29 protein-coding genes are annotated in these 25,028 nt (G+C 63.7%); 14 read left to right on the top strand and 15 right to left on the bottom strand.

Annotated elements, in window-relative coordinates; translation table 11 throughout:
• Window positions 1-11: 11 nt before the first annotated feature.
• The gene (locus AC07OE_RS18225; protein ID WP_495071994.1) at window positions 12-563 is read right to left on the bottom strand and encodes a YcnI family copper-binding membrane protein; all 552 of its coding nucleotides are present in this window, start codon (window positions 561-563) and stop codon (window positions 12-14) included.
• Window positions 564-663: 100 nt separating this feature from the next.
• Window positions 664-1,026 (bottom strand): hypothetical protein, encoded by a 363-nt coding sequence (locus AC07OE_RS18220; RefSeq protein ID WP_495071993.1) that lies wholly within the window; start codon window positions 1,024-1,026, stop codon window positions 664-666.
• A 136-nt stretch (window positions 1,027-1,162) separates the two neighbouring features.
• Here AC07OE_RS18220 and AC07OE_RS18215 point away from each other — a divergent pair, with 136 nt between their 5' ends.
• Together AC07OE_RS18215 and AC07OE_RS18210 are read left to right on the top strand one after the other, a co-directional pair.
• Window positions 1,163-1,519: a TraR/DksA family transcriptional regulator gene (locus tag AC07OE_RS18215; protein WP_495071992.1), complete on the top strand. Its 357-nt coding sequence runs from the start codon at window positions 1,163-1,165 to the stop codon at window positions 1,517-1,519.
• Window positions 1,520-1,581: 62 nt separating this feature from the next.
• A complete protein-coding gene (locus AC07OE_RS18210; RefSeq protein WP_495071991.1) occupies window positions 1,582-2,187 on the top strand; it encodes a MarC family protein in 606 nt (201 codons plus the stop codon).
• On the opposite strand, the gene fghA is transcribed toward AC07OE_RS18210, so the two are convergent.
• The 3 genes from fghA to AC07OE_RS18195 are packed head-to-tail and all read right to left on the bottom strand — an operon-like array spanning window position 2,188 to window position 5,293.
• Window positions 2,188-3,057, bottom strand: a complete 870-nt coding sequence (fghA, locus tag AC07OE_RS18205; protein WP_495071990.1) for an S-formylglutathione hydrolase — start codon at window positions 3,055-3,057, stop codon at window positions 2,188-2,190.
• Entirely contained in the window at window positions 3,057-4,175 is a 1,119-nt protein-coding gene (locus AC07OE_RS18200) for an S-(hydroxymethyl)glutathione dehydrogenase/class III alcohol dehydrogenase (RefSeq protein ID WP_495071989.1), read from the bottom strand. The genes fghA and AC07OE_RS18200 overlap by 1 nt, the downstream gene beginning before the upstream one ends.
• A complete protein-coding gene (locus tag AC07OE_RS18195; RefSeq protein WP_495071988.1) occupies window positions 4,172-5,293 on the bottom strand; it encodes a fumarylacetoacetate hydrolase family protein in 1,122 nt (373 codons plus the stop codon). Before AC07OE_RS18195 ends, AC07OE_RS18200 begins: the two co-directional genes overlap by 4 nt.
• 77 nt (window positions 5,294-5,370) lie before the next feature.
• Between AC07OE_RS18195 and AC07OE_RS18190 the strand changes: the two genes are divergently transcribed.
• The 4 genes from AC07OE_RS18190 (at window position 5,371) to purU (ending at window position 8,539) form a co-directional block, all read left to right on the top strand.
• On the top strand, window positions 5,371-6,486 hold the full coding sequence (locus tag AC07OE_RS18190) for a DUF3108 domain-containing protein (protein ID WP_495071987.1): 1,116 nt from the start codon (window positions 5,371-5,373) through the stop codon (window positions 6,484-6,486).
• A 6-nt stretch (window positions 6,487-6,492) separates the two neighbouring features.
• Window positions 6,493-7,224 carry a DUF3108 domain-containing protein gene (locus tag AC07OE_RS18185; protein WP_495071986.1) on the top strand — a complete coding sequence of 244 codons (732 nt, stop codon included), beginning with the start codon at window positions 6,493-6,495 and terminating at the stop codon, window positions 7,222-7,224.
• Between the two features lie 87 nt (window positions 7,225-7,311).
• Window positions 7,312-7,614, top strand: a complete 303-nt coding sequence (locus tag AC07OE_RS18180; RefSeq protein WP_495071985.1) for a BTH_I0359 family protein — start codon at window positions 7,312-7,314, stop codon at window positions 7,612-7,614.
• Between the two features lie 76 nt (window positions 7,615-7,690).
• On the top strand, window positions 7,691-8,539 hold the full coding sequence (purU, locus tag AC07OE_RS18175; protein ID WP_495071984.1) for a formyltetrahydrofolate deformylase: 849 nt from the start codon (window positions 7,691-7,693) through the stop codon (window positions 8,537-8,539).
• Between the two features lie 10 nt (window positions 8,540-8,549).
• Here purU and AC07OE_RS18170 read toward each other — a convergent pair whose 3' ends face one another.
• The 4 genes from AC07OE_RS18170 to AC07OE_RS18155 all read right to left on the bottom strand — a co-directional run bounded on the left by AC07OE_RS18170 (window position 8,550) and on the right by AC07OE_RS18155 (window position 12,874).
• Window positions 8,550-10,235 carry a methyl-accepting chemotaxis protein gene (locus AC07OE_RS18170; RefSeq protein WP_495072076.1) on the bottom strand — a complete coding sequence of 562 codons (1,686 nt, stop codon included), beginning with the start codon at window positions 10,233-10,235 and terminating at the stop codon, window positions 8,550-8,552.
• A 59-nt stretch (window positions 10,236-10,294) separates the two neighbouring features.
• Window positions 10,295-11,134: an archaetidylserine decarboxylase gene (gene asd / locus AC07OE_RS18165; protein ID WP_495071983.1), complete on the bottom strand. Its 840-nt coding sequence runs from the start codon at window positions 11,132-11,134 to the stop codon at window positions 10,295-10,297.
• Between the two features lie 268 nt (window positions 11,135-11,402).
• Window positions 11,403-11,984, bottom strand: coding sequence for a bactofilin family protein (locus AC07OE_RS18160; protein ID WP_495071982.1), 582 nt, complete (start codon window positions 11,982-11,984; stop codon window positions 11,403-11,405).
• A 113-nt stretch (window positions 11,985-12,097) separates the two neighbouring features.
• Window positions 12,098-12,874 carry a tetratricopeptide repeat protein gene (locus AC07OE_RS18155; protein WP_495071981.1) on the bottom strand — a complete coding sequence of 259 codons (777 nt, stop codon included), beginning with the start codon at window positions 12,872-12,874 and terminating at the stop codon, window positions 12,098-12,100.
• Window positions 12,875-12,988: 114 nt separating this feature from the next.
• Here AC07OE_RS18155 and AC07OE_RS18150 point away from each other — a divergent pair, with 114 nt between their 5' ends.
• The 4 genes from AC07OE_RS18150 (at window position 12,989) to AC07OE_RS18135 (ending at window position 16,517) form a co-directional block, all read left to right on the top strand.
• Entirely contained in the window at window positions 12,989-13,861 is an 873-nt protein-coding gene (locus AC07OE_RS18150; protein ID WP_495071980.1) for a LysR substrate-binding domain-containing protein, read from the top strand.
• A gap of 72 nt (window positions 13,862-13,933) precedes the next feature.
• The gene (locus AC07OE_RS18145) at window positions 13,934-15,436 is read left to right on the top strand and encodes an FAD-linked oxidase C-terminal domain-containing protein (protein ID WP_495071979.1); all 1,503 of its coding nucleotides are present in this window, start codon (window positions 13,934-13,936) and stop codon (window positions 15,434-15,436) included.
• Window positions 15,437-15,439: 3 nt separating this feature from the next.
• Window positions 15,440-15,805 carry a CidA/LrgA family protein gene (locus tag AC07OE_RS18140; RefSeq protein ID WP_495071978.1) on the top strand — a complete coding sequence of 122 codons (366 nt, stop codon included), beginning with the start codon at window positions 15,440-15,442 and terminating at the stop codon, window positions 15,803-15,805.
• Window positions 15,798-16,517, top strand: a complete 720-nt coding sequence (locus AC07OE_RS18135) for an LrgB family protein (RefSeq protein WP_495071977.1) — start codon at window positions 15,798-15,800, stop codon at window positions 16,515-16,517. The genes AC07OE_RS18140 and AC07OE_RS18135 overlap by 8 nt, the downstream gene beginning before the upstream one ends.
• Before the next feature lie 8 nt (window positions 16,518-16,525).
• On the opposite strand, the gene AC07OE_RS18130 is transcribed toward AC07OE_RS18135, so the two are convergent.
• Window positions 16,526-16,936: a hypothetical protein gene (locus AC07OE_RS18130; RefSeq protein WP_495071976.1), complete on the bottom strand. Its 411-nt coding sequence runs from the start codon at window positions 16,934-16,936 to the stop codon at window positions 16,526-16,528.
• A 208-nt stretch (window positions 16,937-17,144) separates the two neighbouring features.
• Between AC07OE_RS18130 and AC07OE_RS18125 the strand changes: the two genes are divergently transcribed.
• Window positions 17,145-17,441 carry a Bor family protein gene (locus tag AC07OE_RS18125; RefSeq protein WP_495071975.1) on the top strand — a complete coding sequence of 99 codons (297 nt, stop codon included), beginning with the start codon at window positions 17,145-17,147 and terminating at the stop codon, window positions 17,439-17,441.
• 112 nt (window positions 17,442-17,553) lie between these two features.
• Here AC07OE_RS18125 and AC07OE_RS18120 read toward each other — a convergent pair whose 3' ends face one another.
• The 4 genes from AC07OE_RS18120 to AC07OE_RS18105 form a co-directional block, all read right to left on the bottom strand.
• Window positions 17,554-17,862, bottom strand: coding sequence for a hypothetical protein (locus AC07OE_RS18120; RefSeq protein ID WP_495071974.1), 309 nt, complete (start codon window positions 17,860-17,862; stop codon window positions 17,554-17,556).
• Window positions 17,863-17,977: 115 nt separating this feature from the next.
• On the bottom strand, window positions 17,978-19,795 hold the full coding sequence (locus AC07OE_RS18115; RefSeq protein WP_495072075.1) for a carboxyl transferase domain-containing protein: 1,818 nt from the start codon (window positions 19,793-19,795) through the stop codon (window positions 17,978-17,980).
• Between the two features lie 33 nt (window positions 19,796-19,828).
• A complete protein-coding gene (locus AC07OE_RS18110) occupies window positions 19,829-20,524 on the bottom strand; it encodes a ProQ/FINO family protein (RefSeq protein ID WP_495071973.1) in 696 nt (231 codons plus the stop codon).
• Between the two features lie 35 nt (window positions 20,525-20,559).
• Window positions 20,560-21,417 (bottom strand): phytanoyl-CoA dioxygenase family protein, encoded by an 858-nt coding sequence (locus AC07OE_RS18105; protein WP_495071972.1) that lies wholly within the window; start codon window positions 21,415-21,417, stop codon window positions 20,560-20,562.
• Window positions 21,418-21,521: 104 nt separating this feature from the next.
• On the opposite strand from AC07OE_RS18105, the gene AC07OE_RS18100 reads away from it, so the two are divergent.
• Both AC07OE_RS18100 and rocF read left to right on the top strand, forming a co-directional pair.
• Window positions 21,522-22,529, top strand: a complete 1,008-nt coding sequence (locus tag AC07OE_RS18100; RefSeq protein ID WP_495071971.1) for an asparaginase — start codon at window positions 21,522-21,524, stop codon at window positions 22,527-22,529.
• Entirely contained in the window at window positions 22,526-23,440 is a 915-nt protein-coding gene (rocF, locus tag AC07OE_RS18095) for an arginase (RefSeq protein ID WP_495071970.1), read from the top strand. The genes AC07OE_RS18100 and rocF overlap by 4 nt, the downstream gene beginning before the upstream one ends.
• 9 nt (window positions 23,441-23,449) lie before the next feature.
• Here rocF and AC07OE_RS18090 read toward each other — a convergent pair whose 3' ends face one another.
• On the bottom strand, window positions 23,450-24,460 hold the full coding sequence (locus AC07OE_RS18090; protein WP_495071969.1) for an MBL fold metallo-hydrolase: 1,011 nt from the start codon (window positions 24,458-24,460) through the stop codon (window positions 23,450-23,452).
• 62 nt (window positions 24,461-24,522) lie between these two features.
• Between AC07OE_RS18090 and AC07OE_RS18085 the strand changes: the two genes are divergently transcribed.
• Window positions 24,523-24,927, top strand: a complete 405-nt coding sequence (locus AC07OE_RS18085; RefSeq protein WP_495071968.1) for an MAPEG family protein — start codon at window positions 24,523-24,525, stop codon at window positions 24,925-24,927.
• Window positions 24,928-25,028: the final 101 nt, after the last annotated feature.

The following is a 25,028-nucleotide window of genomic DNA, read 5'->3' as shown; positions in this document are numbered from 1 at the left end:
AGGGTGCCGAATCAGTGGGCATGGCCGCCGGCGGCCTGGACGTCCAGCACTTCCAGCGCGGCGGCGGGAGACTTCAGACTGTGGGCGTCCTGGCCGGCGGCCGGGATTTCCACCCATTCGTTGCGGCCGACTTCGCAGACCTGAACGACCTTGAACCACAAGGTGCCGGGCTGGCGTGGCGTGGTGCCGCGCAGCACAAACTCGTCGTACAGCGCGCTGGGCAAGGCGTTCTCGGCGCCCTTGGCGGTCCAGGTGATTTCCTGGACGCCCTCGGTGTAGCGGGTGCCGTGCATGTCATAGGGCTGGGCCAGCGGCCCCACTTGGGTGGACACCGCCCAGCCGGGCTTCACCATGGGCTGGGCTGCGTTGAAACCAGCCGGAATCGTGACCTTGATGGTGGTGGTGGCTGAAGCCCCACACCCATGTCCGACCTGCAGCACGGCGCGGTAGCCAGCACCTGCCGCTGCGGCGGGGTCTTGCAGCGTTACGTGAGCAAAAGAGGCGCTAGCCCCCGTCAATGCTGCACAAGCAGCTACCAATTGAATAGCAAATTTTGAAGTCATAAGGAATACCAAAGAGGCGCAAGCCCACTGCGGGGACGCGCAAGCGAACCACCGCCCAGGAGACAGCGCTTCGCAAAAAATAAAAGAGAAAGGAGAGGGTTCAGCCCAGCGCAGGCGGGCCGCGCGCGGCAGAGGCCGCCACGACAGCCCCCACGGGGCGCTGGGCCAGGGCGCTGCGCTGCACATGGGCGAGGGCGCCGGGCGCATGCACGGCCACCGCGGCCGCAGGTGGAGCGCCTGCCACCATGCACAACACGCAATCCAGCGTATGGCCCATGGGTTGGGGCGCATCGCCATCGGCGCCAGCCTTGAGCTGCACCACCCCAGCGGCAGAACACACCAGGGTCAGCGCCTGTGGGTTGACGACCGGGGAGGCCACCGCCGCGCCCAGCGACAGCGCAAACCACACCAGCATCCATCGGGCGATGGCTCGGGTTTGGCGCAGGGACTGGAGGGCGGACATGGGGCTGAATTATGACGCAGGCCCCACAAGCCCCTCATGCCACATCCGGCATTTGACCCACATCAATGCAGATACGACGCCAGGCGCGCAAGCTCCCCATGGAACGCAACTTTGCCCTTTTCCCCTGGAGTACCTGATGGCCACCAACGAACTTTTTAAACTGCAACTGCTCGAGCAACGCGACGCCCTGCGCTCGCAACTGGCCACCCTGCGCGGTGGCAACGCCACGAGCAGAACCCAGGCCTCTGCCGAACACTTTGCCCCCAACCAGGACTCCACCGCCCAGACAGCGAGTGAAAAAGAGCTGGAGTTTGCGCTGGACGAACACGAAAGCGCCGAGCTGCGCCAGGTGGAAGCCGCGCTGCTGCGCCTGCAGGCAGGCACCTATGGCCGCTGCGTGGATTGCGGAATCGACATCCCCGATGCGCGACTGCACGCAGCCCCCGAGGCAGAGCGCTGCATCGCTTGCCAGGAGGCGGCGGAACACGCCTGACGCTGCTATTCTCGGGCGCTTCCCCGATTGAGGACGCTGGCGATGCCAGCGCAGCTCCCATGATGAATTACACCTTCGCCTCGGCAACCATTCTGCTGATCCTGATCACGGATCCGGTCGGCAACATTCCCATTTTTGCCAACGCGCTCAAACACGTGGCGCCCGAACGGCGTCCCAAGGTCATCCTGCGCGAGATCCTGATTGCGTTTGCGCTGCTGCTGACGTTCATGTTCGTGGGCGAGAGCTTTTTGCGCGTGATGAACCTCAGCGAGTTGTCGCTGCAGATCGGCGGCGGCGTGATCCTGTTCCTGATCGCATTGCGCATGGTGTTTCCCCCTGCAGCCACGACCGAGGGTGAACTCATGGCGGAGCCGCTCATCGTGCCCCTGGCGGTGCCAGCCATCGCTGGCCCGTCCGCCCTCGCGACCGTCTTGCTGTTGGTATCCCAGCAGCCCGACCGGCGCATGGAGTGGATCGGCGCGCTGTGCGTGACCATGTTGGTCAGCGCCGTAGTGCTGGTGTCGGCCGAACGCATTCAGCGTTGGATTGGCACGCGCCTGGTCGTGGCCGTGGAACGGCTGATGGGCTTGGTGCTGGTGTCGGTCGCGATTGAGATGATGCTGCGCGGCATCAAGACTTTTGTGCAACAGGTGGCCGCCGCCACCTGATTACACCGAAAGGCCCAGCCCCTGCGCGTGGTGGCGCAGGTGGTCTTCCATGAAGGTGCTGATGAAGTAGTAGCCGTGGTCGTAACCCGCGTGGCGGCGCAAGGTGAGAGGCTGGCCCGCCGTGGCACACGCCGACTCGAACAGATGCGGGTGCAGTTGCACGTCCAGAAACTTGTCCGCCAGCCCCTGGTCCACGAGGATGCCCTGCGCGAACAGCGGCGCGCTGCGTTGGGCCATCAGGGCTGACGCATCATGCGCGGCCCAGGCCGCGCGGTCCTCGCCCAAGTAGCCCGCAAACGCCTTGTGTCCCCAGGGACACTGGCTGGGTGCGCATATGGGCGCGAAGGCAGACAGGCTTTGGAATCGCTGCGGATGGCGCAGCGCCAAAGTCAATGCCCCATGGCCGCCCATGGAGTGGCCAAACAGGCCTAGGCGATTGACATCGACCGGCTGGCTCGCACCCACCAACGGCAGCAACTCGTCCAGCAGGTAGCTTTCCATGCGGTAGTGCTTGGCCCACGGTGCTTGTACGGCATCCAGGTAAAAGCCGGCACCCACCCCAAAGTCCCAGGACTCGGCCTCGCCCGGCACACCGGCGCCGCGCGGGCTGGTGTCGGGCGCAATCAGCGCCAGCCCCAGTTGGGCCGCCACGCGCTGCGCACCGCCTTTGGCCATGAAGGTTTCTTCGGTACAGGTCAGGCCGGCCAGGTACATGACCGCCGGCACCGCGCCCTGCTGCGCCTGCGGCGGCAGAAACACCGAGAAGCGCATGGGCAGGCCGATGGTGCTGGAGGCGTGTTGGTAGTAACGCTGCACGCCACCAAAGCAGGCGTGTTCGCTGAGCAATTCCAACCTGGGCAATGCTGCCATCAGTAAATCACCACACCGCGGATCGACTCACCACGCTTCATAAGGTCAAAGCCCTGGTTGATGTCTTCCAGCGGCATGGTGTGCGTGATGAGGCTGTCAATGTTGATCTTGCCTTCCATGTACCAGTCCACGATCTTGGGCACATCGGTGCGGCCACGTGCGCCGCCAAAGGCCGAGCCTTCCCATTTGCGGCCGGTGACCAGCTGGAACGGGCGCGTGGAGATTTCAGCACCGGCTTCGGCCACACCGATGATGATGCTGCGGCCCCACCCCTTGTGCGTGCACTCCAGCGCCTGGCGCATGACCTTGGTGTTGCCGATGCACTCGAAGCTGTAGTCGGCGCCGCCATCGGTCAGTTGCACAATCGCGTCGACGATGTTGCCGCCTGCGGCCTCGATGTCCTTGGGGTTGAGGAAGTGCGTCATGCCGAAGTCACGCGCCATCTTTTCACGGGCCGGGTTCAGGTCCACGCCGATGATCTTGTCCGCGCCCACCATCTTCAGGCCCTGGATCACGTTCAGGCCAATGCCGCCCAGACCAAACACCACGGCGTTGGCACCGGCTTCCACCTTGGCAGTGAAGATCACCGCGCCGATGCCGGTGGTGACGCCGCAGCCGATGTAGCAGACCTTGTCGAAGGGCGCGTCGTCGCGGATCTTGGCCAGCGAGATTTCGGGCGCCACGGTGTAGTTGCTGAAGGTGCTGGTGCCCATGTAGTGGAAGATGGGATCGCCATTCAGACTGAAGCGCGAAGTGGCATCGGGCATGAGGCCCTTGCCTTGGGTGCCGCGGATCAGCTGGCACAGGTTGGTCTTGCGGCTGAGGCAGAACTTGCAGGTGCGGCATTCGGGCGTGTAGAGCGGAATGACGTGGTCGCCCTTTTTGAGCGTGGTCACGCCGGGGCCCACGTCCACCACAATGCCTGCGCCTTCATGGCCCAGGATGGCGGGGAAGATGCCTTCGGGGTCGGCGCCGCTCAGGGTGTAGTAGTCGGTATGGCAGATGCCGGTGGCTTTGATTTCGACCAGCACCTCGCCGAACTTGGGGCCTTGCAGGTCCACGGTTTCGATGGTCAGGGGCTGGCCTGCTTTCCAGGCGACGGCGGCACGTGTTTTCATTCGGGTGTCTCAGTTGGGGTTTCGGTGGGTGGTTCGGAAGTGTCAGATGTCCCGGCAATGGCATCAGTCGCGACAGGGGCAACGGGGGCCGCTGCGGGCGCGCGGCCCTTGAACTCGGGCGGCACGACTTCCTGCAGGATGGCGCCAAACACGCTCTGGCCATCGCGGCCCTTGACCTCGATGCGGATCGTGTCGCCGTACTGCATGTATTCGGTACTGGGCTGGCCGTCCTGGAGGGTTTCCATGGCGCGCTTCTCGGCAATGCAGCTGTAGCCATTGGGCCAGTCGGTGCGGTTTTTGCGCGCCACGCCCTTGTTGCTGATGGTGCCCGAGCCAATGATGGAACCGGCCCGCACACGGCGTGTCTTGGCCAGGTGGGCAATCAACTGGCCAAAGTGGAAGGTCATGTCGCTGCCGGCCTCGCACAGGCCGACCTTGCGGCCATTCCAGGTGCACTGCACGGGCAGGTGCACGCGGCCACGCGCCCAGGCTTCGCCCAGTTCGTCGGGCGTCACGGCCACCGGGCCAAACGCCGTGGCGGGCTTGCTCTGCACAAAGCCAAAGCCCTTGGCCAACTCGTCAGGGATCAGGTTGCGCAGCGTCACGTCATTCACCAGCACCAACAGGCGCACGGCATCAATCGCGCGGTCGGGCGGGCAGCCCAGGGGCACGTCGCCGGTGATGGCGGCCAGCTCAGCCTCGAAGTCCACGCCCCAGGCGGGGTTGGCACAGACGATGTCGTCCTGCGGGCCGGCCAGGTCGTCGCTGCCGCCCTGGTACATCAGCGGGTCGGTGTAAAAGCTTTCGGGCACCTCGGTACCACGGGCCTGGCGCACCAGCTCCACGTGGTTCAGGTACGCCGAGCCGTCGGCCCACTGGTAGGCGCGCGGCAGCGGCGCCATGCACAGGGCGGGATCAAACGGGAACGCATGGCGCGCGCGGCCGTGGTTCAGGCTCACGTACAAGTCTTGCAGTTGGGGGGAGAGGTAGTTCCAGTCGTCCAGCACCTGCTGCAGGCGATTGGCGATATGGGTGGCGTAATGCGCCTGGGTCAGATCGCGGGAGACGACCACCAGCTGCCCGTCGCGGGAGCCATCTTGGTAGGTAGCGAGTTTCATGCGGGCATTTTCGCCGGGTTTGGCGGGTAGCCCTGCCACCTGTCTACCGTACACTGGACTTTTGCGTTCTACCCAGCATGTCTTTGGCTTTGCCTTTGGTCGCACTCCCCCACACACGTCTGCCCTCCTGGCCACTCAAAAGCCTGGCCATGGTGTTGACCGCGGTGCTGAGTGTGCACTGGTGGCTGCTGGAAGGGGCTCCGCTGCAGTGGCTGGCGGGCGCTTTCGATGCACCGCCTACGGCTAGCGCCATCGTGATGCAGACCCGGGTGCTGCCCCTCCCCGAAGCCGCGCCGCCAAGGGCCGTCCCGGCGCCTGCCGCTTCCCCCCCCAAACCACGCGTGCCAACACGCCCAGCGCTGGCGCCCGCCACAGCAACAGCCACAGCGGGCATTGCGCCAACAGATTCCGTGCCTTCTACGCCTCCAGCCCCCGTATATTCTGCGTCATCCGCTCCTGAAACCATAGCAGATACACCCACTATCCCCGCCGCGCAAGCACCGGCGACCACCGCCGCGGTGGCGGCTGCACCCGCGGAGCGCCCCCAGCACTACGCCTTCCCGCCGCCCGTGCGACTCAATTACGACCTGGACGCACTGACGGGCGGCAGGCGTGATACGGGCGGTGCCAAACTCCTCTGGAAGCACGACGGCACCAACTACCAGGCCAGCCTGATTGCCACCAAGTTCTACATCAACCTGCGGCAGTGGACCAGCAAAGGCACGCTGGCCGAGACCGGCCTGGCCCCCCTACGCTTTGGCGATAAAGGCCGCGGCAGCGAGGTGGCGGCGCATTTTGTGCGCGACGAGGGCAAAGTCATCTTCAGCGCCAACACCCCCGAGGCCCCGCTGCTGCCCGGCGCCCAGGACCACCTCAGCGTGTTCATGCAGTTGGCCAGCCTGTGGGCCGGCGAGCCACAGCGCTTTGCTGCGGGCGACAGCCTGGCTTTCCAGTCGATTGGCCCGCGGCAAAGCGAAACCTGGACCTTTGTGGTGTCCCCGGAGGAGACCATCACCGTGCCGGGGGGGACGTTCAGCGCCGTCAAACTGACGCGCGAGCCCACCGGCGACTACAGCACCAAGGCCGAACTGTGGCTGGCCCCCAAACTCGCCTACCTGCCCGCCCGTATCCGCCTGACGGAAAGCAATGGCAACATGCTGGACATGGTGTGGACCGACAGCGAACAACCCTGATTTTTTATGCCCAAGACATCCCTGCCCCGCTCTCTCCTTGCATCCTTGTTTCTCTGCACTGCCGCGGTCCTGCCATCGCTGGCCGCCGCGCAAACCGTAGCCGTGCCGCCTGCGGTACGCCTGAACTACGACTTTGAAGGCGTGATTTCCTCGCCCTACACCGGCAGCGCCGAACTGCTCTGGCAGCGGGAGGGCACCAGCTACACCTCGCAACTGGTGGTGCGCAAATTTGGTCTGAGCCTGCAAACCTGGACCAGCAAGGGCAACCTGACGGCCGAAGGCCTGGAACCGCTGCGCTTTGTCAGCAAACGCCTGGGCAAGGACGAGATCAGCGCTAACTTCCTGCGCCCACAGAACAAGATCACCTTCAGCGCCAACACCCCCGATGCCGCGCTGGAGGCGGGCGCGCAGGACCAGCTCAGCGTGTTCATGCAACTGGCCAGCGTGGTGGCCGGCGACCCCGGGCAATGGACGGCAGGCAAAACCGTGAATTTCCAGGCCGTGGGCGATCGCTATGCCGAGAACTGGACCTTCAAAGCTGGTGCGCTGGAACCCATCAAGGTACCGGGCGGCACCTTCCCCTCCATCAAGCTCACGCATGAGCCCACAGCCGAGCGCAGCCAGAAACTGGAGTTGTGGTTTGTGCCCAGCGTGGGGTATTTGCCACTGCGCATCCGCATTACGGAATCCAACGGCGATTTTCTGGATTTGCTGTGGACGAACAGCCAAAAACTCTGAACTTTGCGCGGACGGGCACTTTTCCTGCTACTCTTGAAACCGTAAAGATGACACCCATTTGGCATGTATCTCTCGTTGGAAAATACTATGCACACCCTGTACGACTCTGAAACCTTCTCCGTGACCCACATGCTGGCCAATGGCGAGCCCGAAGACCGGGTGGTGGAAAAAACAGAGCGTTTCCCCATGGGCGTGCCCACGCTGGCCCGCCATGGCTTCGAGATTGTGGACAAGCGCTCCGGCAAAGAGGTCTACCTCGATGGCTCCTGGGCCGAGCTGTTCCAGCAACACATCCAGGCCTGGCAGGTAAACACCCCCACCCAGGAAGAAGTGGAAGACACGCTGGAAGGCTACGCCGAACTGGCGCAAAACCCCGTCATCGTGCACTAACCTCCCCCATTCCCGCGACAAAGGCCGCTCCCCGAGCGGCTTTTTCATGTGCGGGGAACTGCGACAATCCATGCCCATGAGCCAGACCTACATCCTTACCTTTTCCTGCCCCGACCGCCTGGGGCTGGTGCACGCCGTTTCGGGCTTTTTGCTGGAACGCGGCGGCAACATCGAAGAAGCCGCCCAGTACAACGACCCCGACACCGGCCTGTTCTTCATGCGCGTGCAGTTCAGCTGCAGCCAGCTGAGCCACGCCGACCTGCGCGCCCAACTGGGCAGTTTTGCCGAGCCACTACACCTGCAATGGAGCCTGCACGCCACGGCCCAACCCATGCGCACCGTGCTCATGGTCAGCAAGGAAGGCCATTGCCTGAACGACCTGCTGTTCCGCTGGAAAAGCGGACTGCTGCCGCTGGACATCCGCGCCATCGTCAGCAACCACCGCGAGTTCTACCAGTTGGCGGCCAGCTACAACGTGCCCTTCCACCACATCCCGGTGACCGCGGCCACCAAGGCACAGGCCGAGGCCAAGGCCTACGAGGTGATTGAGTCCGAAGGGGCCGAGCTGGTAGTGTTGGCGCGCTACATGCAGATCCTGAGCGACGACCTGTGCCGCAAGCTGTCGGGCCGCGCCATCAACATCCACCACAGCTTCCTACCCAGCTTCAAGGGTGCCAAGCCCTACTACCAGGCGCATGACCGCGGGGTGAAGCTAATTGGTGCCACCGCCCACTACGTGACGGCGGATCTGGACGAAGGCCCCATCATCGAGCAGGATGTGGCCCGCGTGGACCACAGCAAAACAGTGGAAGACCTGACCACCCAGGGCCGTGACACCGAGAGCCAGGTGCTGGCCCGCGCGGTCAAGTGGCACAGCGAGCACCGGGTGCTGCTGAACGGCCACAAGACCGTGATCTTCAAGTAAACCGGCGCCGTTAGCGCAGCAGGGGCTGCGCGCTATCGCCTTGCAAAGCAAAGCGGCCGACCAGCTGGTCCAGCGATTGGGCCTGTTCATCCAGCGACTGGGCCGCCGCCGCCGCCTGCTCCACCAACGCTGCGTTTTGCTGCGTACTGTCGTCAAGCTGTGCGACTGCGCGGTTGATCTCCTCGATGCCCGAACTCTGCTGTACCGAGGCGCCTGAAATTTCTTCCATCACGGTGCTTACCTGGGCCACGGTCTGCGCCATCTCGCGGATGGTTTGACCGGCGCGCTGCGCCAGCTCGGCCCCATCCTTCACCTGGCTGGACGAGGCCTCGATCAACGCATTGATCTCACGTGCGGCCTTGGCACTTCGTTCGGCCAGCGAACGCACTTCGGCCGCCACCACCGCAAAGCCGCGGCCCTGTTCGCCCGCATGCGCGGCTTCCACCGCGGCGTTGAGCGCCAGGATGTTGGTCTGGAAGGCAATGCCTTCGATCACGCTGATGTTGCCGTGGATCGCCTGCGTGCTCTTGCTGATCTGCTCCATGGTGGACACCACGCTGGCCACGACATCGCCGCCCTGCTTGGCCGAGCGCGTAGCCGCGCTCGAAAGCTGGGCTGCATGCGTGGCGCTATCGGCATGGCGCTTGGCAATGGTCGCCATCTGCTCCACATTGGTCGTGGTTTTTTCCAGCGAGGCGGACTGCTGCTCGGTGCGCTGCGACAGGTCCAGGTTGCCCATGGAAATTTCGCGTGAGGCATTGGCCACTTGCTTGGAGCTGCTGGCAATCTCACGCATGGTGTCCGCCAGCTTGCCCTGCATGTCGCGCAACGAGTACAACAGGCTCTCGGTGTCCTTGGGGTCAATCGCAATGTGCATGGACAGATCCCCCTGGGCAATGCGACTGGCAATGGATTTGGCATAGGCCGGCTCACCACCCAGCTGGCGCACTAGGCGCCGGGTGACCCAGCCGCTGATGGCCAGGGAGAGCACAAACAGCAGCACCATGATGCCGACCACCCAGGTCTGCGACGACTGGTAAATCTGCCCGGCGCTCACGATGGTGGCCTCGGCCGACTTGGAGCGCTGGTCTACCAGCAGGTCCACGATCTTTTCGAGCTTGCGCGTGTCGTTGAGCAGGCGGGCGTCTTCGGTGGGCACATCGGTGCTCATCTGCATCAGGTCCAGCGGCTGCTCTTTCACCAGGGCGATATAGGCGCGCTGGCGCTTGGTCCAGCTGGCCATCGCGTCAATCAGTTGCTGACTGGAGGCGCTGCTTTCTTCCGAACTGGAGAGGCTCTTGATGGTTTCGAGGCGCTGCGCGATTTGGGTCAGGCTGGCTTCGATGTCAGTGCCCAGCGTGTTGCGTTCGCCGGCGGTGGTGGCCGTCAGCAGTTGGGACTGGGCGCGGCTGGCCCGCAAAATCAGACCGCGGGCCTGCTCAGCGGCCTGACCGGCGGCATATTCCTGCTCGTAAATCGCCTTGGTGGAAGCGTTGAGCCGCCCCATCTGGAACAGCGAGAACACGCCAATGGCTACGGCCCCGGCAAGCACGCTCGCGAACGCGAGCCAGAGGCTGGCCCGCACTGACAAATTTTCCAGCATCGCCCTTTTGGGACGTTGGTGCGGGACCTGCGCCTGATCGTTTGAATCTTCCAGGGCCAACGCGCTTTGTGTGGAAAGGCTATCCATTTTTATCCCCCAACGTGGGTTTTTAAGGTTTCAGGATACCGCTTTTCCCCTAAAGGCCAAGCGGGTTAAACACCCATCTCTTCGCCCAGCTGCACCGGCTTGGCCGGCGCCCACTGGGGTGAAAAGTTGAGCGCGCCCGGCTTGAACAGCAGGACGACAGTGGAACCAAGCAAGAAGCGTCCCATTTCATCACCCTGGCGCAACACCACCTTGCCGGCGTCGTAGTGCCATTCGGTAATCTGAGGCAGGCGCGGCGGATTGACCAGCCCGTGCCACACCGTGGCCATGCTGCCCACCACGGTGGCACCCACCAGCGTAAGCACAAAGGGGCCGTGGTCGGAATCGAACACACACACCACACGCTCATTGCGCGCAAACAGCCCGGGCACGCCGCGTGCCGTCGTCGGGTTCACCGAGAACAGGTCGCCCGGCACGTAAATCATGCGGCGCAGCACGCCATCACACGGCATGTGGATGCGGTGGTAATCGCGCGGGCTCAGGTAGATGGTGGCAAACGTGCCGTTGTCGAACTGCGCCGCCAACGCGGCGTCTCCGCCGACCAGGGCGGTGGTGCTGTAGTGGTGGCCCTTGGCCTGGAAGATCTGGTCTTTCTCGATCGCGCCAAATTGGCTGATGGCTCCATCCACCGGACATACAAAGGGGGTCGAGGCGAGTGGGCGCACACCTTCCTTGAGCGCGCGGGTGAAAAATTCGTTGAACGTGGCGTAGGCGGCTGGGTCTGGGTTGGCGGCTTCGGCCATGTTCACGTTGTAGCGGCCAATGAACCAGCGGATCAAGGCCGTGGTGGCCTTGCCGCCCCGGGCACCAGCCACCAGGCCGCCAAAGGCGGTCAGGGCTTTTTTGGGGAGCAGGTACTGCGGCAGTACGGCTAGGGTGTCAGACACAGGGCAACTCCCGAGGGAAAAAGATGGCCATTCTACTGAGCACCCTGGGTGGAAACAGGCTCCACATTGCCGTGCACGCAGCCGATTGGCTGGCGCACGTCAAGGGGTCACAGGAAGTGATGCGGGACTGTAAGCGCAAGTCGCGCTTGTGGGGCTGGTTGCCCCTGCGAGCGGCCAATTCAGCGGCACTATTAGTTTGGCTGATGGCGGGCTCACCCGCGGGAAAGATGGGTGTACGAAGGAGGCGCCCCAACGCCTCCTCTTTTTGTTATGCGGCGTTGAGAAGGCCCATTCTGGATGGTGGCGACACCTCAGGTCGGTTGGCAGCGCCAAACTGGATGTCACCCATCAGCTGCCCGCCCTCCTGAATGACGACCTTGCCGTAGCGGATCTTGCCGCTCACCCGTCCGGTGGCGTAGATCACCAGCTTCTCGCGCACCGTCAAATCACCGTTGAATTCACCATGAATTTCGGCGTAGTCGATCTCCGCAGAGCCCTTGAAGGCACCGATCTCGGTAATCTGCATTACGCGGGAGTCCATCGTCGCCTCCACCGTTCCTTCCACCACGAGGGTGTCGCAGTCGGTGATCTCCACACCTTTGAGCTTGATATTGGGACCCACCGTCAACTTGCTGCCGCCTTCCTTGGTGGGAGCCCCCGAAAGGACCGATGCCGCCGCGCTGCCGGTCGTTGCAGCAGGCGCAGGCGCTGGTACCTGTGCTGGGGCAACGGGTGCACTTCCCCCACTGTTGGGAGCAGAGCCAGACAATCCATGGGGCTGGCTAGGGGTTGGACGGGGGTTGGCCGAATCCGTGGGGCGTTTGCCAAAAAAAGGGGGCTGCATCGTCATCAGAATTCTTTCGAGTTGGAAAGAATTCATACTAGCCCCGACCCCTTGTAGAAATCTTTAGTCAATTGCAACATCCCTGACTCAAATGCCCCTAAATGTTGCAAGCGTCACCGCTATTGTTTTGCGTCAAATCGCTGCAGTATCTGTATTGCGACTGGATCCCCGGCTGCTGCTGCCTTGCGCAACCAGTACAACGACATGCGCATATCCGCGGTAACACCCATGCCCTTCGCATACATGTATCCAAGCGTGGTTTGCGAAGGAGCGTGTCCCGCGCTGGCTACCACCTGCAATAGGGACACTGCCCGTTTTTGATCTGCCGGAACACCCTCCCCGTCTTTGTACAACAGAGCAAGGTTGTGGTTAGCCAGGACATAGCCCCGGTCAATCGCCAATTGGTAATAGTCTGCTGCCTTCTTCGCATCCTTCTGCGTGCCTTTTCCTTTGTAATAGAACAGTCCGGTGTTGTAGGCAGCAACGGCATGCCCTCCTTGGGCTGCTTTCGAGAACCACCTGAACGCCTCGGTGTAACTTGGAGGCCCTGAGTCATTCAGTATCTGAGCTAGGTTGAACTGAGCATTGGTGTGACCTTGGTCGGCAGCCCTTTTGAACCAGAGGGCAGCTTCCTTGCTGTCAGGAGGAACGCTCTGTCCCTCCATGTGCATGATGCCTAGATTAAATTGAGCGTCTGCATTATTTGCCTTTGCCGCTTCCTTAAAGAGCCGGTAGGCCTCGACAAAATCCTGTGGCTTACCTTTTCCCCATGCGACCAAGCCTCGCGTAACGAGTGCGTCGCTACTTGCCAAATCCTGCTTTGCAAACGCAACTGAGGAGATCCAAAAAAGGGCGCAAATATATAAAACAGCGCGAAAGAACGTCGAAAAAATCATAGAGAACGAATTCTCTCTGTCCACTCCCGAGATGGGTATCCCCCATCCGAGTGAATTGGGGACATTCGCTGCAGAGATAACAACCACAGAACTCACTGATGGCATCATTGCCCCATGAGCGCCACCCGCATCCCGCCTATCCAGTGCCTGCTGACCTTTGAGGCGCTGGCGCGGTTGCGTTCAGTCTCGCTGGCGGCGGAAGAGTTGTTTGTGACGCCCAGCGCGGTGAGCCACCGGGTGCGGCAGCTGGAGCAGATCATTGGCACCAAGCTGTTTGGCCGGGCCGATTTTTCGCTGACCACCGAGGGCAGCGAGTACCTGGCCCATGTGCGCGAGGGCCTGGCCATCTTGCAGAAGTTTCCCAGCGCATCCGCCGCGCCCGGCAAGCGCAAGCTGCGCCTGGCGGTCACACCCACGTTTTCGCGCTCCATCCTCATCCCGCGCCTGCGCCAGTTCACCGACGCCTACCCCGAGATCGATCTGACGCTGCAGGTATCCATCCCGCTGCTGGACGTGGTGGCCGAGGACGCCGACCTGATGGTGCGCTTTGGCCCGGGCCGCTATGCCGACATGGAGCACTCGCTCTTGATGAAGGACGAGGTGACGCCGCTGGCATCGCCCGCCTTTGTGCGCGAGCATGGTCCGTTTGAGACGCCGCAGGACATGGCCAACCTGCCCTTCTTGCGCAGCCCGCTGGAGCCCTGGCGCACCTGGTTTGCCGCCAACGGGCTGGACTGGCCCGAGCCGGCGGACGGCTCGCAGTTCAACGACATTGGCCTGATGTGCGACGCCGCGGCGGCTGGCATGGGCGTGGGCCTGGTGCGCCTCAAACTCGGCGCGCCCTGGCTGGAGAATGGTTCGCTGGTGCGGCTGTATGACAACAACGTGCCCAGCCCGCACGCCCACTACCTGTGCTGGCGCACCGGCGCCATGGACCGCTGGGAAGTGGCCGCCTTTGCCGAGTGGTTGAAAAAAGCGGTGGGCTAGGCACCAGTTTCTTCACGCCACGGCGCCCGGCTTTCCACTAGAGTGCAGACAACGCCGCCCGAAACGCCCGCCATGAACGCCCCTGCCCCCGCCAGCCTCCAGCATTCGCTATCAAAATCAGAGCTGCTTGCGCAGATTCTGCGGGGGCTGGCGCCCCATTTACCTCCACATGCGCTGCTGTACCAGACGGAAGACACCACGCCGTACGAGTGCGACGGGCTGACCGCCTACCGCCAGCGCCCGCTGCTGGTGGCGCTGCCGGAAACCGAAGATCAGGTGGCCGCCGTGCTTAAGGTCTGCCATGGCCTGAACGTGCCGGTGGTGGCACGCGGTGCGGGCACCGGCTTGTCGGGCGGGGCCATGCCCCATGCGCTGGGCGTAACGCTCTCGCTGGCCAAGTTCAACAAAGTCCTGAAGCTGGACAAGCGCAGCCGCACGGCGGTCGTGCAGTGCGGCGTGCGCAACCTGGCCATCAGCGAAGCCGCCGCGCCGCTGGGCCTGTACTACGCGCCCGACCCCAGCAGCCAGATCGCCTGCACGATTGGCGGCAACGTGGCCGAGAACTCGGGCGGCGTGCACTGCCTGAAGTACGGCCTGACGCTGCACAACGTGCTCAAGGTGCGCGGCTTCACCATGGAGGGCGCGCCCATTGAGTTTGGTGGCGATGCGCTGGACGCGCCGGGCTATGACCTGATGAGTGTGGTGGTGGGCAGCGAGGGCATGCTGGCCGTCATCACCGAAGTGACCGTGAAGCTGGTACCCAAACCCCAGTTGGCACGCTGCATCATGGCCAGCTTTGACGACCTGCGCAAAGCCGGCGACGCGGTGGCCGCGGTGATTGCGGCGGGCATCATCCCGGCCGGGCTGGAAATGATGGACAAACCCATGACTGCGGCCGTGGAAGACTTTGTGCACGCGGGCTACGACCTGACGGCCGAAGCCATCTTGCTGTGCGAGAGCGATGGCACGCCCGAAGAGGTGGAAGAAGAGATTGGCCGCATGACCGAAGTGCTGCGCGCAGCCGGCGCCACCGGTATTGCGGTGAGCACCAGCGAGGCCGAGCGACTGCGTTTCTGGAGCGGGCGCAAGAATGCCTTCCCTGCCAGCGGCCGCATCAGCCCCGACTACATGTGTATGGACAGCACCATTCCGCGCAAACGGCTGGCCGACATCCTGCTGGCGATTGCGGAGATGGAGAAGAAATACCAGCTGCGCTGCGCCAACGTGTTCCACGCGGGCGACGGCAATCTGCACCCACTGATCCTGTTCGACGCGAACGACGCTGACCAACTGCGCCGCTGCGAACTGTTTGGCGCCGAGATTCTGGAAACCAGCGTGGCCATGGGCGGCACGGTGACGGGCGAGCACGGAGTGGGCGTGGAAAAGCTCAACAGCATGTGCGTGCAGTTCAGTGCGGAGGAAAACGCGCAGATGTTGGCGCTCAAAGCCGCGTTTGACCCCCAGGGTCTGCTGAACCCCGGGAAAGTGATTCCCACGCTGCAGCGCTGCGCCGAATACGGCCGCGAACTGGTGCGGGGCGGCAAGGTCAAACACCCGGACCTGCCACGGTTCTAAACCATGCAAGGGCTGCGCGGCTTGGCCTGGTTGCTGGTGCTGCAAAGCGCGGGGGAGCTGCTGGCGCGCGCGCTGCACCTGCCGTTTCCCGGCCCGGTGGTGGGCATGGTGCTCCTGCTTATCGCTCTGCGCTGGCCGCTGGTGCGCGAGCCCGTGGCGCAGTGCGCCGACTTTTTGCTGGCCCACCTTTCGCTCCTGTTCATCCCGGTCGGCGTGGGCGTGATGACGCACCTGGCGCTGCTGAGCCAGTACGGTGGGCGCATGCTGCTGGTCTTGGTGCTGTCCACCTGGATCGGCCTGACCGTGACGGCGCTGGTGCTGTATTCGCTGAGCCCTGCTGACGCGGCGGAGGGTACCCGCGATGTCTGACTTTGTCGCACTCTGGGTCTATCTCTCGGCCACGCCGCTGTTTGGCCTTACGGCCACGCTGGTGACCTATGTGCTGGCGCATGCGCTGTACCTGCGCGTGGGCCAAGCGGCCTGGGCCAACCCGGTGTTGTGGAGCGTGGTGGTGATTGCAGCCGTGCTGCTGGCCACGGGCGTGCCCTACCCCACGTATTTTTCGGGCGCGCAGTTCATCCACTTCTTGCTGGGGCCCGCCGTGGTGGCGCTGGGCTGGCCGCTGTGGCAGCGCCGCGCCCAGGTGCAGCAACGTTGGGGGCGCTTGCTGCTCGCGTCTTTGTTGGGCGGCGCAGCGGCCAGCGTGTCTGCCTTGGCACTGGGGTGGGCCATGGGGCTGCCGGCCGATGTGGTGCTGTCGCTGGCACCCAAGTCGGTCACCGCGCCGGTGGCCATGGGCATTGCGGAGAAGATTGGCGGCATTCCTGCGCTGTCGGCCGTGTTTGCGGTGCTCACCGGTTTGACCGGCGCACTGAGCGGCAAGGTCTTGTTCAGCCTGTTGCGCCTGCCATACACCCAAAGCGGCTGGGCCGCGCGCGGTTTTGCGCTGGGCACCGCCTCCCACGGCATTGGTGCGGCGCGCGCGCTGCAGGTGAATGCGGATGCCGGGGCCTATGCGGGCCTGGCGCTGGGGTTGCAGGTGGTGTTGGCATCGCTGCTGATGCCGCTGTTCTTCCGCTAGCGCAAAGGCTAGAAGCGCGAACTGATCTGGAAGTTGACGTTGCCGGATTCGCCCACAAAGGCGCGGTACTCGAAGCGCAGGCCAGACGTGACGGTCTGCCCGAAGCTCAGCTGGGCCAACATGCTTTTAGCGCCGGGGTCATACGCCAGCGACAGGGGGCTGCCCGAGAAGGAGGTGAGCGTAAGACCCACTTTTTTGCGCGTGCCGTCGTAGCGCGTGTCGTAGGCCACCAGGTAGTCCTTGAGCGAGGCTTCCAGCTGTTTTCGCTGGCCATCGGCCTCAAGGAGCATCGTACGGTCCTTGCTGGCCATCGATGAGGGCGGCACCAGGCTGTAGCTCACGGGTTGCACTGCCTCTTGCCCATGGGCCAGCCCACCCGCAAGGGCGAAGGCGGCAAGGGTGAGGGCAACAGACTGCAAGGCGAACTCCTTGGAATGGGAATTCACTATGGCATGCGGCCTGACACTTGAAAAGATGGAAAACGCGGGTTTCCTGTTACCAATTGCGCAAACTGTGTGCGCCACACCACAGACTTACCCGAATTTTCAGGCAGCCAAAACCCGTTCCATAATGGCTTCGTCTCCTACCGAGGCACAACATCAATCTATTTTTCAGGGAGTATTCGGTATGTTCAAACCCGTTTTGGCAACTTTGGTTGCAGTGGCATTGCTGGCTGGTTGCGCCAACCAGCGTTTCAACGTGGCCGGCGAGCTGCCCGCCAACCCTTCCGCCAAGTCCGAAGACAGCCAGACCTTCTTCCTGAGCGGCATTGGCCAGATGAAGAGCGTGGACGCTGCGCAAATCTGCGGCGGCGCCAGCAAGGTGGACGGCGTGGCCGTAGAACAAGCCCCTCTGGACGTGCTGTTCGGCATGATTACCCTTGGCATCTACACCCCCCGCACGGCACGCGTGTACTGCAAATAAGCGCCCCGCGCTCCAGCAAAAAGCCCCTCGTCGAGGGGCTTTTTTTATTGCGCTACTGACTTCAATTTATTTCTCTGAACTTCTACAAAAAATTACCGAATCGGCATCAGAGTTACCTTCTATAAATATTGCCAAAAACCCGTGGTACCGCCACATACCACTGCAGCCACCCAAGAAACGCGAACACAGGAGTTGCAGCAAAGAAGGCCTCCGTGGTCGTGAATATTCCGGTACCTAGAAGTGCAAAAACAAACAGTTGCCCGAGCAAACCAAAGGGATAGGTCAGCACCTGCTGCACTGCGAGAAGAGCGGTAGCGATCCACCCCAAATTCGGAGGCGCCACATCTGACACCAAAATTCCGCACCCGATAAGTAGAACAACTCCGATATACACCCATCGATTCATGACAGCTGACTTCATTGAGGATTTCATGCTTGGGATGCGATTTGACGCACGCTGCAACGCCTATTTGGACACGTGACACTTTATCAGCGCTAAAAAAGCATATGAACACCCAATAAGCTAGAACTCAATCTCACCAAGTATCAATAAAGGGTCCCGTAAATTCCTGCACCTTGCCGGACTCCAACCCCGCCACCAGCCAGCCGCGCGTGTCGGCCGGGTCCAAGACCGCGTCGATCTCCAGCGTGGCGGCCATGTTGAGGCCACTGCCGGCCGCGTATTGCTGGGCCAGCAGGCGCTGGAACAGGGCTTCGCGCTCGGCACCTTCGGGCACAGCCTCCAGCTCCTTTTTGAAGCCCAGGCGCACCGCGCCTTCCAGCCCCATGGCGCCAAACTCGCCTGTGGGCCACGCCACGGTGAAGAGGGGCGAATGAAAACCGCCCGCCGTCATGGCCATGGCGCCCAGGCCATAGCCTTTGCGCAGCACCACGCTGAGGTAGGGTACGCGCAGATGCGCCGCGGCAATGAACAGACGGCTCACATGGCGCACCTGGGCCGTGGCCTCGGTGTCAGGCCCGACCATGAAGCCCGGCGTGTCCACCAGGCTCACGAGGGGCAGGCCATGCGCGTTGCACAGCTGCAGGAAACGCGCGGCCTTGTCGGCCGCATCGGCATCGATGGCGCCGCCCAGGTGCGCGGGGTTGTTGGCCAGCACGCCCACGGGCCGACCCGCTATGCGCGCCAGCGCGGTATGGATACCCAAGCCAAAACCGGTGCGCAGGTAGAGCACGCTGCCCACGTCGGCAATGCCTTCTACGGCGGCGCGCGTGTCGTAGACGCGTAGGCGGTTCTCGGGCACCACATCGCGCAGCGCCGTGGCATCGGGTGCGGTCCACGTAGCGGTGAGTCCCTGGAAGAACGACAGATAGTGGCGCGCCGCAGCCACTGCTTGTGCTTCGTCATCCACCAGCACGTCGATCACGCCATTGGCGTGCTGCACAGCGCTGGGGCCAATCTGCTCGGACTTGAAACTGCCCAGGCCGCCGCCTTCCACCATGGCCGGGCCGCCCATGCCGATGTTGCTGGCGCGCGTGGCAATCACCACATCGCTGCAACCCAGCAGCGCCGCATTGCCGGCAAAGCAGCGGCCTGCAGCAATGCCCACCACAGGCACCTGGCCATTGAGGCGCGCAAAGCTGGCAAAGGTGGTGACATGCAGGCCCGCCACGATGGGCATGTCCACATCGCCCGGGCGGCCACCGCCGCCTTCGGCAAACAGCACCACGGGCAGCTTATGTTGCAAGGCGATGCCCAGCATGCGGTCCGTCTTCTGGTGGTTGCGCATGCCCTGGGTACCGGCCAGCACGGTGGCGTCGTAGGCCATGACTACGGTACGCTGGCCGTTGACCGTACCAATGCCCGTCACCATGCCGTCGGCCGGTGTGTTCTGGATGAGATCCTGTTCGGTGCGTCGGCTGCGCTGGGCCGCAACGGCTAGCACGCCGTATTCGATGAAGGAGCCGGGGTCGCAGAGGTCGGCAATGTTCTCGCGCGCGGTGCGCAGGCCTTGGGCATGGCGCTTAGCCACGGCCTCGGGGCGGTTGGCGTCAGCGGTGAAAGCCTGGCGGTCGCGCAGGGCTTGCAGGTCGGCACGCGCGCTAGTGGAGGCTGCGGCCCCTGCTGGTGTGGGCTGTTGGGCAGTATTTGATACCAAATCAGCCTCTAGCCCACGTGGAATATGCGCGAGCAGCTCCCAATTTAATAGCACATCCTTCTCTTGCACCAACTCGCCTGCGTCAAAACACAGGTGGGTGATGCGGCCCGCGGCCGACGCACGCACCTCGTGTTCCATCTTCATGGCTTCGAGGATGACGAGCACGTCACCGGCCGCTACGGTCTGGCCAGGTTGCACCAGCCACTGGACGACGCTGGCCTGCAGGGGGGAGAGGATGTTGGGCATGGCGGCATTGTGGGCCGCCCTTGGTTAGCCCGCCGTCAATTGGGGGACAACCGCTCCGGCGTTCGTTGCGCGCGCCAGCATGCGACTCACCGCGCGCGGATCCATGCCGTACATGTCGGCAAAGACTTCCACGGTTTTTCCGCTGGCTGTGAAGGCCTTCAGCAGCGCTTCGGTCTTGGCGGCCCGGGCGTTGGCTTCGGCCATGGCCTCGTCAAGCACCGCGTTGGCGGCTTCATCGCGGCTGCGCACCAGCTCGCTGTAGGCCTGGGGTGCCAGGCCCGAAGCCTCCCAGGCCACCACAATGCGCTGCAGCAGCTTGGGGCGCAGGTTTTCCTTGCTGCGGGTTTGGCGGCGGCGGAACACTTCCAGCAAGGCGTGGTGCACGTGCTCCGGCGCCATCGCCTCGACAGACTTGCCCTGCAGGTCATGCCGATCTTCGCCCGAAGCCACCACCGTCAGGTAGCGGGTGGAGCGCGCGTGGTGGGCTAGCGCCGCCTTCAGGCTGACAGGCTCAAACACGTCGGGATGTGCGTCCAGCAAGTCCTGAAAAATGCCACGCTTCATGGGCAGGAAGGTCGCGCCAAACATGTGGGGGTAGAACTCCGCCATCTTTTCCAGCACCGGGAACACATCGGGTCTGGACGCACGTTGGGGCGCGACGATAGGGGCGTCAGCAGCCTGTGTTTCGGTTTCGGGCGAGGTGGGCAAAGCAGCGGTCATGTCAAAACTTCGGAGAGGCAGGGAAAAGCCCTCCATCATGCCAGTACAAAGCCCCGCACCGGATCCGCGGGGCCGCGTTGCAGCCAATTGGTCGCTGCGTACTCGGTGCTCGCGTCCGTCGCATGCAAGGTATACGCGTGCCGCGACACCGCCGAGCGATTGGGCGCGCTGTAGTGCGGCAGCAGGCCATGGAAGACCACCAGGGCGCCGGCTTTTACCTCCAGCGGAACCGCGTTCACATTGCTGGCCGGCCAGGGCGTAGCGTCCAGCTTCTTCATGGTGATGGTGTCGCCATGGCGCTCGAAGCGCTCGCGCAGCACGCCACGCGGGCCGCGGTGGCCGCCGGGTTCGGTCCACAGGCAGCCGTTGTCCAGCGTCGCGTCTTCCAGCGCAAACCAGAAGGTGGTCACGCTGATGGGCGTGGTGTCGAAGAAGGTGGCGTCCTGGTGCCAGCCCACCTCGCCGCCAATGCCGGGCTGCTTGAAGATGTACATGGACTGCCAGACCTGCGGTCGGGTCAGACCCACATCGGCCGCCACCTCGGCCAGGGCAGCGCCGTGGCTGAAGGCCTCGAACACCGGGTCCTTGTCATGCAGCGCGTGGCCGATCTTGTTGATGGACAAGGCCTTGGCCTGGCGCAATTCACCGTCAGGGCCAAACGCCTCTTCCTCAAAAAAACAGCTGATGCGGTTGGCTGAATCCAGAAAGTAACGGTCTACCTTGCGCACCTGGTCGTTGGTGGTGAAGATGGTCTTGCTCTCGTTGGGGTCAAAGGCCTCGACGATGGCCTCGGCCCGCGCACGCACGGCAGCAATTTCGGCGGCGGGCTTGAAGTTCGGCAGGATGAGGAAGCCATCCTCGTGGTAGCGGGTTTTCTGTTCGGGTGTCAGCATGGGGCTATGCAAAGTTGGGCTGTGGCCATAGCGTTTCAGTATAGACAGGGCCGGCCCAAACCGGGGCAATTCGGATACGCTTGTGCGCAGGAGACCGTTAGCCCATGAACCTCGCCCCCCTGATCCAGCTCACCCGTGGCGGCACGCCTGAATGCCTGCACTTTGGCGCCGTGGCCGTTGTCAACCGCGCCGGCCAACTCAAGGCCTTTGCGGGCGACCCGCACCTGGTTACCTTCACCCGCTCTACGCTCAAAGCCCTGCAGGCCCTGCCCTTTGTGGAGGCTGGTGGCCCTGCGCAGTTTGGCTTTACGCAGGCCGAGAACGCCCTGCTCTGCGCCAGCCACAACGGCGAGGCCATGCACGTGGATGGCGCCAACAGCATGCTGGCCAAGGCCGGCCACACCTACAAGACGCTGCGCTGCGGCTGCCATGTGCCGCTTTTGTTCAGCTACTTTGACAAGGGCGCGCCCGAAGGCGCCACCTACACCGAGGCCCACAATAACTGCAGCGGCAAACACGCCGGGTTTGTGGCCTATTGCGTGCAGCATGGCCTGCCGATGGACGACTACACCGCCGCCGACCACCCGCTCCAGCAGGCCATTGCCCGCGATGTGGCACGCGCCGTGGGCATGGACGTGCAAGACATGCCGCGCGGCATTGACGGTTGCTCGGCGCCCAACTTCGCGATGCCCCTCTCCAATCTCGCGCGCGGCTATGCGCGCCTGGCCAGTGGCGCTCAGGATGCCGAATTTGGCGCCAGCTTTGCATTGCTGAGCGAAGCCATGACGGCCCACCCCGAGATGGTGAGCGGCACCGGCCGCAACGACCTGGACTTCATGCGCGTGGGCCGGGGCGACTGGGTGAGCAAGGTGGGTGCGGACGGCGTGCAGGTGGTGGGCAGCAAAAGCCGCGGCGAGGCCTTTGCACTCAAGATCATCGATGGCAACAAGCCTGCGCTGTTTGCGGCCAGCGTCGAGATCCTGGACCAGCTGGGCTGGCTGGACGATGCGCAACGTGCGGCGCTGCAGCCCTGGCGCGCGGCCGAGATTCGCAACGCGCGCGGCCTGCTGGTGGGCGAGCGGCTCCCTGTCTTCCAACTGGAAACACCATGAACACCAAGATCAGCCTCATCGGCGCGCCCACCGACATTGGCGCGGGCAGCCGCGGCGCCAGCATGGGGCCAGAAGCCCTGCGCGTGGCCAACATCACCAGCGTGTTGCAGGGCCATGGGCTGGAGGTGCTAGACAAAGGCAACCTCAGCGGCCCCAGCAACCCCTGGCTGCCACCGGTGAACGGCTACCGCCACCTGACAGAGGTGACCGCGTGGAACCGCAGCCTGCACGACGCGGTGTATGCCGAGCTGCAGGACGGTCGCCTGCCCATCGTGCTGGGCGGGGACCATTGCCTGGGCATTGGGTCGATTAGCGCCGTGGCGCGCCACTGCCGCGACGTGGGCAAGAAGCTGCGCGTGCTGTGGCTGGACGCGCATGCCGACTTCAACACCAACACCCTCACGCCCAGCGGCAACATCCACGGCATGCCCGTGGCCTGCCTGTGCGGCTTCGGCCCGCAGGAGCTGATCGAGATTGGCGGCCAGGTGCCCGCGATTTCACCCAAGTGGGTGCGCCAGATCGGCATTCGCAGTGTGGACGAGGGCGAGAAGCGCTTTGTGCATGAGCAGGACCTGGAGGTCTTTGACATGCGCTACATCGACGAGATGGGCATGCGCGCAGCCATGGAGCTGGCGCTGGCCTTGACGGACGCCAACACCCACCTGCATGTGAGCTTTGACGTGGACTTTCTGGACCCCGACATCGCGCCCGGCGTGGGCACTACCGTGCGCGGCGGCCCCACCTACCGCGAGGCGCAACTCTGCATGGAGATGATTGCCGACACCGGCCGCATGGGCAGCCTGGATGTGTTTGAACTCAACCCCGCGCTGGACGAACGCAACCGCACGGCCGAGGTGGCGGTGGACCTCATCGAATCGCTCTTCGGCAAAAGCACCCTGATGCGCAAATAAGCGGCAGGCCTACAGCGGGATGCTGCGCGTCTCGCCATGGCGCATCAGCCACACACGGTCTTGCGGCAGAGCGCGCTGCGCCAGCGCCGCAGCCAGGTCCTTGGGCGGCTGGTCAAACGCCTCCTGCGTCAGCATGAAGGTCCCCCAGTGCACGCCCATGGCCTGCTTGGCGTCCAGGTCCAGCATCAGTTGCACCGCGTCTTCGGGGTTCACGTGCATGGGCTTCATGAAATCGCGCGGCAGGTAGGCACCTATGGGCAGGGCGACAAAGTCCATGGCACCTATGCGCTGGCGGATGGCCTTGAAGTCATTGCTGTAACCGGTGTCACCGGGAAACAGGAAGCGCCACGGCGCATGCGCGGGCCGCAACCACTCCAGGCAGTAGCCACCCCAGCGGGAGGCATTGGTGTCCCACGGCGTGCGCCGGCTCCAATGCTGGGCGGGCGTGAAGTGCACGCGCAGCTCGTGCGGCAGGTCGAAGGTTTGCCACCAGTCCAGCTCGGTCACATTGGCAATGCCACGCTTGTCAAACCAGGCTTTCAGCCCCAGGGGCACGATGAACTCCGGCGTTTGCCCGGCAGCCAGCAGGCGGCGGATCGTGGCGTCGCACAGGTGGTCATAGTGGTTGTGCGAAATCAGCACCACGTCAATGCGCGGCAGTTGCTCCGGCGTCAGCGGCGCCGGGACCCGGCGGGCGGCGCCCACCTTGCCCATGGGCCCGGCAAATTCGGCCAGCGTGGGGTCCATCAGCACATTCAAACCCGCCACCTGCAGCAAGACGCTGACATGGCCCAGCCAGGTCACGGCCGGCACCTCCGGCTGTTGCAACAAACGGGCATGGTCCACCGCCACCGACCATTCCCGTGCAAACGCGGCGTAGCCACCTGCAGGCTCCGATTGGGGTTTGAAATCCCCTCGCAGCGAGCGCCAGACCATTTCGTACCAGGGGAAATTGCCAATCACCACCGTAGGGTCGGTATTGCCAAAGCGGGTGACAGGAGGTGCAGAAGCAGGGTTCATGGGGTGCGGAAGTAGGGGCGACGGTCCTCCATAATGCCGCAGCTATAACAAGGAGACATTACATGGCTGCAATTCACGCCCTTTTGGGCTTCACCGGCTGGACCCTGCTGCTGGTCACCGCGGTGTTTCTGTACCGCGGCGTCCGCTTTCTGGGGGGCACACCCATCAACTCCTGGCCGCGCGGCGCCAAGCCTACGGACGACCCGGGCTTCATCAAACGCCTGGAAGACGCCCACGCCAACTGCGTGGAAAACCTGCCACTGTTCGCCGTCATCGTGCTGGCCGCCGCGGCCTTGGGCAAACTGGACGCCATCGCCGCGCTGGCGCCCTGCGTGCTGTATGCCCGCGTGGTGCAAAGCCTGGTCCACCTCAGTGGCACGGGCCGCCTGCAGGTGCTGGTGCGCGCCAGCTTCTGGGCCGCGCAGGTGGTGCTGTTCTTTGTGATGCTGACCAAGCTGTTCAGCTAGTTCGCCCTGCAGGCCTGCCGCCCGCTGTCGCGGGCGCGCCATGGCAGGGTTCTTGCTGGCTTGTCCGCAGGGGTTTTGGGGTACAGTCATTTGACCCCTCG

Source organism: Rhodoferax sp. GW821-FHT09E07 (assembly GCF_059416145.1).
This window is presented reverse-complemented; position numbering and strand designations above follow the sequence as displayed.